The sequence below is a fragment of the Brevibacterium sp. UBA7493 genome, assembly GCF_002479565.1.
Taxonomy (GTDB): domain Bacteria; phylum Actinomycetota; class Actinomycetes; order Actinomycetales; family Brevibacteriaceae; genus Brevibacterium; species Brevibacterium luteolum.
Genome location: NZ_DLOD01000013.1, coordinates 18,541 through 31,289, shown reverse-complemented (window position 1 = coordinate 31,289; position 12,749 = coordinate 18,541). Strand labels below are relative to the sequence as shown.

The following is a 12,749-nucleotide window of genomic DNA, read 5'->3' as shown; positions in this document are numbered from 1 at the left end:
CGTACGGCGGCGGGCAGGCAGAACTGCTCCGGGTGCCCTTCGGCGACCACAACGCGCTGCGCCTGGGTGAGGACGCGGAGGAGAAGGAGAACGACTACGTCATGCTCTCCGACATCTTCCCCACCGGCTACCACGCCACCGAGATGGCTGGCGTGGTTCCGGGCGACAGCGTCGTCATCGCCGGGGCCGGTCCCGTAGGACTGATGGCCGCCTTGTCCGCGACGATCAAGGGCGCCGCGAAGGTGATGGTGGTCGATCGCCACCCCGACCGGCTCGCGCTGGCCGAGCAGATCGGCGCGATTGCCATCGACGACTCCAAGACCGACCCTGTGCAGGCCGTGCTGGACGAGACAATGGGACTCGGAGCCGACCGCGGCTGCGAGTGCGTGGGTTACCAGGCTCACGATCCCCAGGGCAACGAAGATCCGGCTGCCACCCTGAACATGCTCATCAACTCGGTCCGTTTCACCGGCGGGATCGGAACCGTCGGCGTGTTCGTCCCTCAGGATCCTGGGGGCAAGGACGACCTGGCCAAACAGGGCAAGGCGGCTGTCGACTTCGGCTTGCACTGGTTCAAGGGGCAGACTATGGGCAACGGTCAATGTCCGGTCAAGAAGTACAACCGCCAGCTGCGCGACCTGATCGCGGCGGGAAAGGCGAAGCCGTCATGGATCGTCTCCCACGAGATCTCGTTGGAGCAGGCCGCCGACGCCTACAAGAACTTCGACTCCAGGGCCGAGGGCTGGACCAAGGTCGTCATCAAGCCCGGCATGTCGAGCGGAGAGAAGGCGAGCTGATATGGCCGCGGATCTGGCGGGCACGTTCACCGTCGACGGGTTGGTCGCCGACGCCTCGGTGGGCGACTACGACGCCCTGCTGCTTCCCGGCGGCACGGTAAACCCCGACCAGCTGCGGGTCGACAAGGACGCCGTTTCCTTCGTCCGCGATTTCGTCCGGAGCGGCAGGCCAGTGGCGGCGATCTGTCACGGGCCGTGGACGCTGATCGAGGCTGGCGTGGCCGCCGGTCGCACCCTGACGTCGTTCCCGAACATCCGCACCGACCTGTGCAACGCCGGCGCCGACGTCGTCGACCAGGACGTGGTGGTCGACAAGAATCTCATCACCAGCCGCTCGCCGGAGGACCTACCAGCGTTCTCCGAGGCGATAGTGTCCCAACTCGCGGGCACCACGACAAAGGAAGAGGAGAAGCCATGAGTGTGACCAAGGGATTGTTGGTCAGGTTTGACGCGTTACCCGGGAAGGAGGACGACGTGAAGGAGTTCCTTGACAGCGGCCGTGCGCTTGTTGAAGACGAGCAGGCGACCACCGCGTGGTTCGCGATCCGCCTCGGGCCGACCTCGTTCGGGATCTTCGACGTGTTCCCGGATGACGCCGGACGTGATACCCACCTGTCCGGCCCTGTTGCGGCAGCTCTCGGCGAGCAGACCGGCACGTTGTTCTCCGAACCCACGATCGAAAAGCTCGACGTACTGGGCTCCAAACTCCCCGCCTGACACCACAGACCGGGAGTACTGGCCCAGAGAGGAGGGGTCGCTGCGCGCGGTGACTTCGGGCTAACACAGCCCGCTGACGTCGTGGCAGCGGCCCCTTCTCTTGCGGCCTATCGCTCATCACCAACGGATCAAGGAAGCGCGATGACAGGAACTGACGACGGCGTGGCCACGACGCGTTCACCCGAGGTAGCAGTGATCGGGGGCGGGATCGTCGGTCTGTCGACGGCGTACGCGCTGCGGGAGCAGGGCGTGCCGGTGCGCTTGTACGAGGCGGGTCTGCCCGGGACAGGTCAGTCCGCAGGCGAGTCGCGGATCTTCCGGCATGCCCACGACGACCCGCGACTTGTCGCTTTCGCGCGCGAAAGCCGCGGGGTATGGGATGAGTGGGCCGAACACTTCGACGTCGAGCTGGTCTCATCAGACGGTGTCCTGGCGATCGGTGACAGCGCCCTGGCGCGGCTGCGGGTGCTCGACCAGGTCGGCGGCGTGGAAGCGCACGAGATCGACGCGGCCGAGGTCGCCCAGCGAATGCCGCTGCTCGCTGGGTACTCGGGGCCAGCGGTGCTCGACACCTCGGGCGGGGCGATCCGCACCCGCGCCGCGATCACGGCACTCACGGGTGCCCTCGCAGATGCGGTCACCACCAGTGAGGTCATCTCCATCGATCCCCGCGCCGACGGGACGGTCGAGGTGCGCAGCGTCACCGACCGGGCTGTCTACTCCACGGTGGTCGTGTGCGCCGGCCGCGAAACCGCCCGCCTGGCGCGTAGCGTCGGCCTGTCGCTGCCGGTTCGCCTTGCCGCACACGTCCGGCTGACCTTCGACGTGAAAGCCGCCGCCCCGGCACGAGTCGCGTGCCTGCAGGACAGCAGCGGTGTCTTCGGCGAAGCCGGTGTCTACGCGACGCCGCTACCGGGTAACAGCAGCTATTCGGTCGGACTCAGCGACACCGTCGGCGTCCGCGACGACGGAACGTTCATTGACCCGGCGGCGATTCGATCGCTGGACGAACGCGCACGCGACTACGTGACACGGGCGCTGCCCGGTCTCCACCCAGAGCCGCGCGACTTCCTTCACTGCTGGGTGACCGACCTCCCGTGGAGTGAGGACGGCGTGGCCGTGTGGGAGGCAGGCTCTGTCTTTTTTGTGGCCGGTCACAATTTGTTCAAGCAGGCTCCTGCGCTGGGTCGCGCTCTTGCCCGGGCTGCGACCGGCGGCGGTCTCCGCGCCGAGCTCACGCCCGAAGCGCGCCTCGGCGAGGCCCAGGGCTAGCCGACGGCGCTCTGCGGTTGCGGCACTGCGTCCGCTGGGGTGAATTACGTGATCTCCCGGATCGCCCGTTTCGAGGGCGGGTGGGTCTTAAAGGCCTCATAGGTGCTCGGCGCGATCTGCCTGCCCGCTGCGGTCAGCCCGTCCTGGCGCCCGACGCCATCCGCGTGGCCCGTGCCTGGAGCTCAACGCTGTACTTTCTCGGTGCTGCCATGCTCCTCATTCGCCCGTGGGATCAGAGCCTCCACCAGACCCGGGGCGATTCAGTGTGGACGAACGGCACAGAAGCCGTCCCAGGCAAAGCGGCGCCCGGACGAAAGCGGCATCACCTTTGAGTGATACCATCGCTCTATGGCGATGAAAGCTGATGTGATATCAATCGACGAAGCGGCCACGACCGCGTACGCCCACCTGTTCCAGGCGCTGGCCGATCCGACGCGCCTAGCGATCGTCCAGCATCTGGCCTCTGGCCCGCACCGGGTGCGCGACCTGGTGGCGCACATGGGCCTGGCGCAGTCGACGGTGAGCAAGCACATCGCCTTCCTGCACGAATGCCGGCTGCTCACCGCCCGGCCCGAAGGCCGCGCCACTTGGTACGCGCTGGCCGAACCCGGGCGGCTGCGCGGGCTCATCACCGCAGCCGAACGCGTACTGACTGCGACCGGCGCCCACGCGGTGCTCTGCCAGCACCTGCACGCAACCGAACCGCACCAACCGGCCGCCAGCTGAACCGACAGCCAGCCACAGCACCAGGGGAGGAGGAGACCATGGGAGCACACCACAACCACAGCCACGCACCCAGCGCCGCCGAAGCCTCACACGCTCCGGGCATGCGCCGCCGACTGCTCATCGCCTTCGGCCTCGTCGCCTCCATCGTCGTCGTCCAGCTCATCGGCGCCTGGCTGTCAGGCAGCCTTGCCCTGCTCGTCGACCTCGTCCACTCCTTCGTCGACTCCTCCGGTCTGCTCATCGCCGTTGTCGCCGTCACCCTCATCGCCCGCCCGCCGTCGAATGAGCGCACCTGGGGCTACCGGCGGCTTGAAAGCCTCGCGGCACTTGCCCAGGGCCTGCTGCTGCTCGGTGTGAGCATCTACGCAATCATCGACGGCATCCGCCGCTGGGCCGCCCCGCCCGAGGTGGCCGCCGGTCCGCTGCTCGTCGTCGCCGCACTCAGTCTGGTCCTCAACGTCGCTGCGATGCTCGCCCTGGCAGCCGGGCGGAAGGCGAGCCTGAACATGCGGGCCGCGTTCCTCGAAGTCCTCGTCGACGCCCTCGGCACGCTGGCGGTCATGGTCTCGGCGATCCTCATCCTCACCACCGGCTACACCCGTGCCGACACTCTGGCCGCCTTCCTCATCGCCGCCCTCATCATCCCGCGCGCGGTCATCCTGCTGCGTGATGCCGTCCGGATCCTCATGGACTTCACCCCGGCAGGCCTCGACCTCGATGAGGTCCGCCGCCACATGCTCGCCGTCGATCACGTCATCGACGTCCACGACCTGCACGCCTCGACCGTCGCCTCCGGGCTGCCGACACTCAGCGCCCATGTCGTGCTCGACGACTCCTGCTTCAGCGACGGCCATGCGATCGAGATCCTCGACGGGTTGCGCCGCTGCATCGCTGAGGACTTCGAGGTCTCGATCGAGCACACGACGTTCCAGCTCGAAACTGAGGACATTCGTCGGCGTGAGAGCCGCGACACAGTTCATCCGTAACGAGAAGGCCCAGCGCAGCATCACAATTCGGTAACGTCGGCCGAGCGGAGAAGTTGCGCACGCCACACTCAGTCCTCCTGCCAGCGGCGGAGCGTTGAGGGTATGTCTCAATCCCGTCATGTGCGGCACGAGACGATAACACCGGCTGATTCGCAGAGTTCACTCAGCTAGCCTTGTCACTGAAGCGGCATGCGAAACGCCGCACCAGGCCCACTGACTCCCATGCACAACTGCGAACCTTCCGAAGCCGAAAGAAGCACGATGCTCAAAGAGCTCATCATCCGGTTCCTTCTCGTGGCCGCCCCCGCCTGCGCCGTCCTCTGGATGTTCGCCTTCACCTCTGGGGAGCTGCGCACGCCCGCCGGACTCACCGACCATCTGACGATGACCGCCACCCTGCTCGGCATCATGGCAGCACTCTTCGGCATCATCTTCCTCATCGCAGCCCTCATGAGCCGTCTCGCACCACGCCCGGTGCGCGTCGAATCCCAGCCGCTTGAAGCCCCGGCGACCCCCGCCCCGGCGACCCCCTCCTCGGCGCCGGCACCGGCGGCCTCGGAGACCGCCGCACCCGCCGAGCCGCGGCTCATGGCCGGCGCGCAGCAGTAGCCGACACGGTCGCCGTCAGGCGGCACGCACCGCCCCGCACACCTACGCATATGCGACACTGACATCAGGATGAGCGAGGCGAGGAACACCACAGAGACACGTCACACCGCGGTACCGCCGAGTCGCTACCAGCGGTGGCAGCAACTGACCGAATGGCCGATGGCGATCGCCGCTGTCATCTTCCTGGGTGCCTACGCCTACGTCGTCATCGGCAACCTGCGGCCCTCGGAGATCATGTGGCCTCAGCGCCTCATGCTCGCCATCTGGGTCGTCTTCGCCATCGACTACATCGTCAGCTTCATCCTCGTGCGCCGCCGCTTCCTGTGGTTCTGGACCCACCTGCACGAACTCGCCCTCGTCATCTTCCCGTTCCTCAGACCGCTGTACCTGCTGCGCCTCATCACCCTCATCGGGTTCATCCACCGCACCGCCGGTGCGCGCCTGCGCGGCAAAGTCACCCTCTACATCTGCACCGCCTCGGTCGTGCTCGTCTTCGTCGCCGCACTCGCCGTCCTCGACGCCGAGCAGAACTACCCCGGTGCGAACATCACAAGCTTCGGCGATGCGCTGTGGTGGGCGGTCGTGACGATCACGACGGTCGGCTACGGCGATCACTTCCCGATCACCGCGCTCGGCAGGATCATCGCCGTTGGGCTCATGATCTGCGGCATCGCCCTCATCGGTTCGGTGACTGCGACGCTGGCCTCGTGGATCGTCGACACGGTCTCCGAGGACGAGGAGGCCGAGGCGCGGCACCTGAGCGATGGCGCGGCCGCGCTGCACGAGCGCCGCGGTCCGGCTCATGCCGGCGAGCTGTCAGACGCGGACCCAGGAGTGCTGCGGCCCAGGCGGGAGCGACTCGACCTCTAGGGAGAGTTCGACCCGAGTGGCAGGGGAAACAGCCACTCGGGTCGATGGGGGAAGGATCGTGGGGACGCGTCAGCTGCGCGTCGTGCCGGCCGGGTCCTCCGGATGCTGCGGGCGCACCGTGACCGGGCGCGTCGTCTCCTCCCGCGCCGAGGCGGTGCCCGCCTCCCGGGTGCCGCTGGGCTGGCTGGCCGGGTCGGGCAGCTCACCGCGGCGCTCAGCCTTCTTCTCAGCCTTGGCTGCGCGGCGCTCATTCGAGCGCTCCTTGCGCTCGGCCCGCCGGCGGCCGATGAACGACAGCGCGAGGATGAGCGCGGAGATCAGCAGCACGATCGCGGCTGCGGCGATGCCGGCATCAACCCAGAACTGGCCGGGGAAAAGCCGGATGAGTGCGTCGTCGACGTAGAACTCCCAGGTGCCGGCGTCGAAGAACATCGCGTGGAACTGGGTGAAGAACCGGTCCCAGCCCAGCATCGCCAGCGCCCCGAGGGCGAGGAAGGCGATGATCGTCAGCAGCGCCCCGAAGCGCAGCGCGTGGCGCAAGCCCGGACCATTGGCCCGTGACATGTACAGGCCGAAGATGAGCATGCCGATCGCGCCGATGACGGCGACCAGGTACAGCAGCGATACGAGGTCCTTGACGTCTTCCATGTGGGCGATCTCTTCGGGCTGGAAGAGCGGCACCCCGTTGGGCAGCACGACATCGGAGAGGTAGCGACTGGAGTCGAAGTTGTTGAGGTAGTCGACGACGTAGGAGCCGTAGTGCAGCCGGTCGTCGTTGGTGAAGCCGTAGGTGTCGGCTGGGAAGCCGGGCCGCCAGAAGTACGCGAACTTCAAAAACAGGCCCGAGGCGATGAGCCGGACAGCCAGGCCTGCGAGCACGAACGGGGTGGCTAAGGCGATCCAGATGCCGCCGATGATGTCGAGGGCGTTGACGCGCCGCTTGCCCGGCTCGTCGACGTCGTCGTCATCGTCGTGGCGGTCGCGGGTGCGGATCTGCTGGGTGGGTGCCACGGCCGCGCCCGAGGCGGTCGCACCGGTGGCAGCACCGGCACCCGCAGCCGTGGTTGTGGTGCTCGTCGACGTGCTCGTGGCGGCAGTGTCTGTGCCGGCGTGAGCGTCGGCGTCGATGGGGCGGTATTCGGCGGTGGCGTCCGGGTCGGGGGTGCTCTGCGCGAAGGCGCGGTCGCGCAGCTCCCGGTTTCGGTGGGCGATCGGGTCGAACTCGACAGTCTCCTCACTCAGCGGCGAGCCGGACGTGTCCTCTGCGCCGGACGAGCCGATCGAGAACGTCTGCTCGTCAGCGACGTGTTCGCCGATGTGCGCCTCGCGGTCGTGGCGGCGGGAGCCGGAGGCACCGTCGATCGACTCGGCAGATGATTCCGGTTCGCTGCCGGAGCTCATCCGCCGTGAGAGCAGGTCGTCGGTGTTCTTCGGGTCATCAGTAGCCACACTCCCATTGTTCGACGGATGACCGCTGCGCCTGTGGAGCGACACGCACGAACCGGCAACTCAGGCCAGGCGCCCGCCGGCCTGCATCCAGCTCTGCGGCTCAGATCCCAAACCCGGGTTCAGACTCCGAACAGCAGCGCCGCGACCACCACGGCAGGCACCGAGAGGATCGTGGTGATGAACACGGCGTCACGGGCCAGCTGTGCCGAGGCCTTGTACTCCATGGCATAGATGTAGACGTTCTGCGCCGTCGGCAGGGTCGAGGTCACGACGATGCCCATGAGCATGAGACCGTCATAGCCGAGCAGCACCCCGCCGATGAGCCAGGCGATGAACGGCTGGATGACGAGCTTGGTGACCGTGATGATGACAAGCTGGCGGCGCGAACCGGCCGGCGGGAGCTTCCAGCCGTCCTTGAGTGAGATGCCGAAGGCCAGCAGCATGCCCGGCACCGACATCGCCGCGAGCATGCTCACCGGCTCGTGGACCACCTCGGGCAGCCGCCACCCGGTCAGCGAGCCGGCCACGCCGAGGGCGGCACCGATGACGATCGGATTGCGCAGCACCATGAGCAGCGGCCGCCACCACTCGCTGCCGGTCTCCGCGCGCGTCGAGTCGAGCAGCACCATGATGATGGGGCTGAGCAGGATGAGCTGGAAGAGCAGCACCGGGGCGACGAAGCTCAGGTCCTTCAGCACATAGGTGGCGATCGGGATGCCGAGGTTGCCGATGTTGACATAGCCAGACGCCATGCCGCTGATCGTCGCCTCACCCAGGCTGCGGCGCCGACCCCACAGAGTGAAGGCGAAGATCCCGGTGAACACGAGCACTGCCGAACCACCGGTGGCCAGCAGGGCGGGGGAGAAGATCGCGCCTATGTCGGTTGAGGAGATCGTGACGTAGAGCAGCGCGGGGGTGGCGACGTAGAAGACGACACGGGCGAGCACCTGCTGGCCGGTCGGGCCGAGCACCCCGGAACGGCCGAGCATGAGACCTGCGAAGATGACAACGGCGATGACGCCGAAGCCTTCGAGCACATCGAGCACGGTGCGGCCATCTCCTTTACGTCTTCGCAGCTGTGACCGGGAACCCCGGCGGTGCCCACTCTAGACCTGAGGCCGATCTGGTGTGCCGCCGGTGTCGCGAAGCGGACGCGTTAACCTGGTGGGGTTATGTCTGATTCCCGGCCCGGCCGCCGGCGTCGCGGCGCGCGCTCGCGCAGCGACCGCCCGCACCGCCCCTCCACACGACAGCACGCCCAGCGCGCTGCTGCCCGCCAGGCTGCCCGCGCCGGTCTCGACATCGCCATCACGTACCCGGCTGAACTTCCCGTCACCGAGCACCGCGACGAGATCGCCGAGGCGATCCGCGCTCACCAGGTCGTCATCATCGCCGGTGAGACCGGTTCGGGAAAGACCACCCAGATACCCAAGATCTGCCTCGAACTCGGCTACGGCATCACCGGGCTCATCGGCCACACCCAGCCCCGCCGCATCGCCGCCCGCGCAGTCGCCGCCCGTTTGGCCGACGAACTCGGCCAGGAGCTCGGCGCCGGCATCGGCTATCAGGTGCGGTTCACCTCGCAGGTCGCCGACGCCACCCGGGTCAAAGTCATGACCGACGGCATCCTGCTGGCCGAACTCCAGCATGATCGGCAGCTGCGCGACTACGAGGTCATCATCATCGATGAGGCCCACGAACGCAGCCTCAACATCGACTTTTTGCTCGGGTCGCTCGCCCGCCTGCTGCCCACACGGCCCGATCTCAAGGTCATCATCACCTCGGCGACCATCGACCCGGAATCCTTCGCCGAGCACTTCGCTTCAGCTGACGGCCCGGCACCGATCATCAGCGTCTCCGGACGCACCTACCCCGTCGAGGTCCGCTACCGGCCCCTGGCCGATGACACCGCCAGCGACGACGACCCCGACGGCCCCGGCGCCGACGGCGACTACGAAGCAGGAGCCGCCGACCAGACCGAGGGGATCCTGACCGCCGTCGACGAACTCGCCCGCGAAGCCCCCGGCGACATCCTCGTCTTCCTCTCCGGCGAACGCGAGATCCGCGACACCGCCGATGCGCTCGCCGCCCACCTGCAGCAGAAGGGGCCCAGGTTCGCCGAGTGGGAGGTCATCCCGCTGTTCGCCCGGCTCTCGTCTGCCGAACAGCAGCGGGTATTCGCGCACCATGACCGGCCGCGGATCGTGCTGGCCACCAATGTCGCCGAGACCTCGCTGACGGTGCCCGGCATCAAATACGTCATCGACGCCGGCACCGCCCGCATCTCGCGGTATTCCAACCGCACGAAGGTCCAGCGGCTGCCGATCGAACGGGTCTCGCAGGCCTCAGCCAACCAGCGCAAGGGCCGCTGCGGACGCACGAGCGAGGGCATCTGCATCCGCCTGTACTCGGAAGACGACTTCGAAGCCCGCCCCGAGTTCACCGACCCGGAGATTCTGCGCACGAACCTCGCCAGCGTCATCCTGCAGATGATTTCGCTCGGCTTCGCGCAGACCGAATCCGACATCACCTCCTTCCCCTTCCTCACCCCACCCGAATCTAAGGCGGTGCGCGATGGCCGCGTGCTGCTCGGCGAACTCGGCGCCACCCGCACCGATGAGACCGGCCGGATCCGGCTGACGAAGATCGGCCGGATGCTCGCCAAACTGCCGATCGACCCCAGACTCGCCCGCATGGTGCTCGCCGGCGCTGAGGCCGGCTGCGGCGGCGAAGTCGCCGTCATCGTCGCAGGTCTGTCCATCCAGGACCCGCGCGAGCGCCCGGCTGAGGTGCGCGCGCAAGCCGATGAGCTCCACGCCCGCTTCACCGATCCGCACAGCGACTTCCTCACCCTGCTGAACCTGTGGAACCACCTCGCCGACAACGCCGCGGCCCTGTCGTCATCGAAGTTCCGCAAACTGTGCAAGGCCGAGTTCATCAACTTCGTGCGCGTGCGCGAATGGCAGGACCTCGTCACCCAGCTGCGCCACCTGCTCGGCGGCGTCGGCGTCAAGATCGATCGCTCTCACTCGCGGCCCGGCAGCGACGACGACACCACCACGCATGCCGGCAGCCGGTCCCGAGGCGGCGGCCGCGACAGCAGGAAGGGCGCGCCGAGTGCCCCGGAAGGGATGGATCCGCATGCCGCGGCCATCCACCGGGCGCTGCTGACCGGCCTGCTGTCGATGATCGGGGTGCGGGCACCGGAACCCAAGCCCCGGCCCGGTGAGCGCCGGCCCAAGCGCCGCGGCTACGACTATCAGGGTGCGCGCGGCACGAAGTTCCAGATCTTCCCCGGCTCCGGGCTGTTCAAGTCCGCTCCCGAGGTCGTCGTCGCCGCCGAGCTCGTCGAAACCTCCCGGCTGTGGGCCAGAATGGTCGCCGCCGTCGAACCCGAATGGATCGTCGAAGCCGCCGGCGACCTCGTCACCCGTCAGCACTCCGAACCGCACTGGTCGAAGAAGGGCGGGCAGGCGATGGCCTATGAGCGGATCTCGCTCTACGGCGTCACCCTCATCTCCGATCAGCGCATCGGCTACGGGCGCATCGACCCCGAAGCCGCCCGCGACATGTTCATCCGCCACGCGCTCATCGACGGGGAGTGGAACGACCGCCACCCGTTCCTGGCCCGCAACGCCAAGGCCATCGACGAGGCCGAAAGACTCGCCTCCCGGATGCGCGACCACCGGCTGCTGGCCGAAGACGATGTGCTCTTCGACTTCTACGACGACCGGCTGCCGACCACGATCATCTCCGGGGCCCACTTCAACTCGTGGTGGAAGAAGAAGCGCCGCAGCGAACCCGAACTCCTCGACATCGACCCCGAAGCGCTGCTCGCTGACGACTCAGCGGACATGTCCGCCCGGGCAGCCAGCGACTTCCCGCTCACCTGGGCGTTGCCGGACGGCTCGGAGGCGAAGCTGCACTACGCGTATGCACCCGGCCAGGCCACCGACGGGGTGACGGTCGAGCTGCCTGCCGAGGCACTCGCCGACGTCGACACCGACGTGTTCACCTGGCAGGTGCCCGGCCTGCGGCATGAGCTCGTCACCGCGCTCATCCGCTCCCTTCCCAAAGCTAAGCGTCGCTACTTCGTGCCCGCCCCCGATGTCGCCACCGACATCCTCAGTGTTCTCGAACCCTATTCCGGGCGGCTGCCCGAGGTGCTCGCCGCCGAACTCACCGCCCGCGCCGGGGGAGGAGAGCTCACCGATCTCGTCCCGATCACGGTCGAGGTCAGTGATTTCGACACCGACCGGTTGCCAGCCCACCTCGTCATGGAGTTCACCACCCGGCAGGGGAAGAAGACGAGCCAGCCGACCCGCGATCCCCGCCAGCTCACCACCTCGGCTGCGGCACCGAAACCGGCCGAGAAAGCAGCGCAGAAGACGACGTTCACCGAGCGGACCGGCATCCGCGACTGGGACTTCACCCTCGACACCCGGCCGGTGGCCACCGGAAAGGAGACTGAGGTCCACCCCGGCCTGCGCGATGACCGCGACGCAGTCGCCATCACCGCGTTCTCAACCGCTGAAGAGGCCGCCCGCCGCACCCGGGCCGGGCTCATTCGGCTGCTCGTCATCGCCCTGAAGTCCCGCATCGACTACATCGCCGAACACCTGTCGACGAACGAGAAGCTCGTCCTCGCCGGGCATGCGAAGACCGGATTCGGGGCAGCGAGCCCGCAGACCCGACCCGACCTGCTCAGCTCATGCGCCCGGATCGCTGTCGACCGGCTGCTCGGCTCCGATACGACCGTGCGCACCCGTGAGGAGTTCGACACCGTCTTCCGGCAGATCGACGCAGGCTTCATCACCGAAGCGACCCGGGCTGTCAGCCTTGTCGTCGACATCCTCGCCCGTGCCACCGCTGTCGACAAGGCGATCAGTGCGGCCTCCTCGCTCACGCTCGTCCAGCAGCTGGCCGATGTGCGCAGCTGGCTCATCGACCTCTTGTGCGCTGACGTCTTCGAGATCACCGACGCGGCAGCGCTCGCCCGCTTCCCGGTCTACCTGCAGGCAGCCGAACACCGGGTGGCGAAGATGCAGGAGAATCCCACCCGTGACCGGCAGCTCATGGACCGGACCAACGTCGTGATCGGCAAAGTCGAACAGGCCCTGACCAAGGCCTTCCCGGACCTGGCAGATGCGCCCGTGCCGGTGCAGGCGGCAGGCGTGCCGGCAGAGTGGGCTGCAGTGCTGTGGTCAGTCGAAGAGCTGCGGATCTCCTACTTTGCCCAGCACCTGCCGACCGCCCACCCCGTCAGCGATACCCGGATCCACAAGGCGCTCGCCGCACTGTAGGTCTGGACGGGGTCCGATCG

The 12,749-nt window shown here is 67.6% G+C and carries 10 protein-coding genes and 1 pseudogene; 9 read left to right on the top strand and 2 right to left on the bottom strand.

What is annotated here, in order from left to right; all coding sequences use genetic code 11:
• From B4E96_RS07950 to B4E96_RS07915, 8 genes and pseudogenes are all read left to right on the top strand, one after another.
• Positions 1-797, top strand: a 797-nt coding sequence (locus B4E96_RS07950) for a zinc-binding dehydrogenase (protein WP_286957090.1), incomplete at its 5' end; no start/stop codon positions are given.
• A gap of 10 nt (positions 798-807) precedes the next feature.
• Positions 808-1,215, top strand: a pseudogene (locus B4E96_RS07945) (DJ-1/PfpI family protein); the annotation flags it as partial.
• Complete coding sequence (locus B4E96_RS07940; protein WP_170275047.1) at positions 1,212-1,514, top strand: putative quinol monooxygenase; 303 nt, start codon at positions 1,212-1,214, stop codon at positions 1,512-1,514. The pseudogene B4E96_RS07945 and the gene B4E96_RS07940, both read left to right, overlap by 4 nt.
• Positions 1,515-1,655: 141 nt before the next feature.
• Positions 1,656-2,786, top strand: coding sequence for an NAD(P)/FAD-dependent oxidoreductase (locus tag B4E96_RS07935; protein WP_286957089.1), 1,131 nt, complete (start codon positions 1,656-1,658; stop codon positions 2,784-2,786).
• 348 nt (positions 2,787-3,134) lie between these two features.
• Complete coding sequence (locus B4E96_RS07930; protein ID WP_286957088.1) at positions 3,135-3,512, top strand: ArsR/SmtB family transcription factor; 378 nt, start codon at positions 3,135-3,137, stop codon at positions 3,510-3,512.
• A 38-nt stretch (positions 3,513-3,550) separates the two neighbouring features.
• Positions 3,551-4,498, top strand: coding sequence for a cation diffusion facilitator family transporter (locus B4E96_RS07925; RefSeq protein ID WP_286957087.1), 948 nt, complete (start codon positions 3,551-3,553; stop codon positions 4,496-4,498).
• Positions 4,499-4,720: 222 nt separating this feature from the next.
• Positions 4,721-5,107: a hypothetical protein gene (locus B4E96_RS07920; protein WP_286957085.1), complete on the top strand. Its 387-nt coding sequence runs from the start codon at positions 4,721-4,723 to the stop codon at positions 5,105-5,107.
• A 159-nt stretch (positions 5,108-5,266) separates the two neighbouring features.
• Complete coding sequence (locus B4E96_RS07915; protein ID WP_286957084.1) at positions 5,267-5,977, top strand: potassium channel family protein; 711 nt, start codon at positions 5,267-5,269, stop codon at positions 5,975-5,977.
• 69 nt (positions 5,978-6,046) lie between these two features.
• Here B4E96_RS07915 and B4E96_RS07910 read toward each other — a convergent pair whose 3' ends face one another.
• Both B4E96_RS07910 and B4E96_RS07905 read right to left on the bottom strand, forming a co-directional pair.
• Entirely contained in the window at positions 6,047-7,426 is a 1,380-nt protein-coding gene (locus B4E96_RS07910) for a TIGR01906 family membrane protein (RefSeq protein ID WP_286957083.1), read from the bottom strand.
• Between the two features lie 119 nt (positions 7,427-7,545).
• Positions 7,546-8,472: an AEC family transporter gene (locus B4E96_RS07905; RefSeq protein WP_286957082.1), complete on the bottom strand. Its 927-nt coding sequence runs from the start codon at positions 8,470-8,472 to the stop codon at positions 7,546-7,548.
• Positions 8,473-8,598: 126 nt separating this feature from the next.
• Here B4E96_RS07905 and hrpA point away from each other — a divergent pair, with 126 nt between their 5' ends.
• Positions 8,599-12,729, top strand: coding sequence for an ATP-dependent RNA helicase HrpA (hrpA, locus tag B4E96_RS07900; protein ID WP_286957081.1), 4,131 nt, complete (start codon positions 8,599-8,601; stop codon positions 12,727-12,729).
• Positions 12,730-12,749 lie beyond the last annotated feature (20 nt).

Excerpts from the sequence above, each read along its gene's own strand:
- B4E96_RS07940 (WP_170275047.1), top strand. The coding sequence starts at position 1,212 with ATGAGTGTGACCAAGGGATTGTTGGTCAGGTTTGACGCGTTACCCGGG.
- B4E96_RS07935 (WP_286957089.1), top strand. The coding sequence starts at position 1,656 with ATGACAGGAACTGACGACGGCGTGGCCACGACGCGTTCACCCGAGGTA.
- B4E96_RS07930 (WP_286957088.1), top strand. The coding sequence starts at position 3,135 with ATGGCGATGAAAGCTGATGTGATATCAATCGACGAAGCGGCCACGACC.
- B4E96_RS07925 (WP_286957087.1), top strand. The coding sequence starts at position 3,551 with ATGGGAGCACACCACAACCACAGCCACGCACCCAGCGCCGCCGAAGCC.
- B4E96_RS07920 (WP_286957085.1), top strand. The coding sequence starts at position 4,721 with ATGCACAACTGCGAACCTTCCGAAGCCGAAAGAAGCACGATGCTCAAA.
- B4E96_RS07915 (WP_286957084.1), top strand. The coding sequence starts at position 5,267 with ATGGCGATCGCCGCTGTCATCTTCCTGGGTGCCTACGCCTACGTCGTC.
- hrpA (WP_286957081.1), top strand. The coding sequence starts at position 8,599 with ATGTCTGATTCCCGGCCCGGCCGCCGGCGTCGCGGCGCGCGCTCGCGC.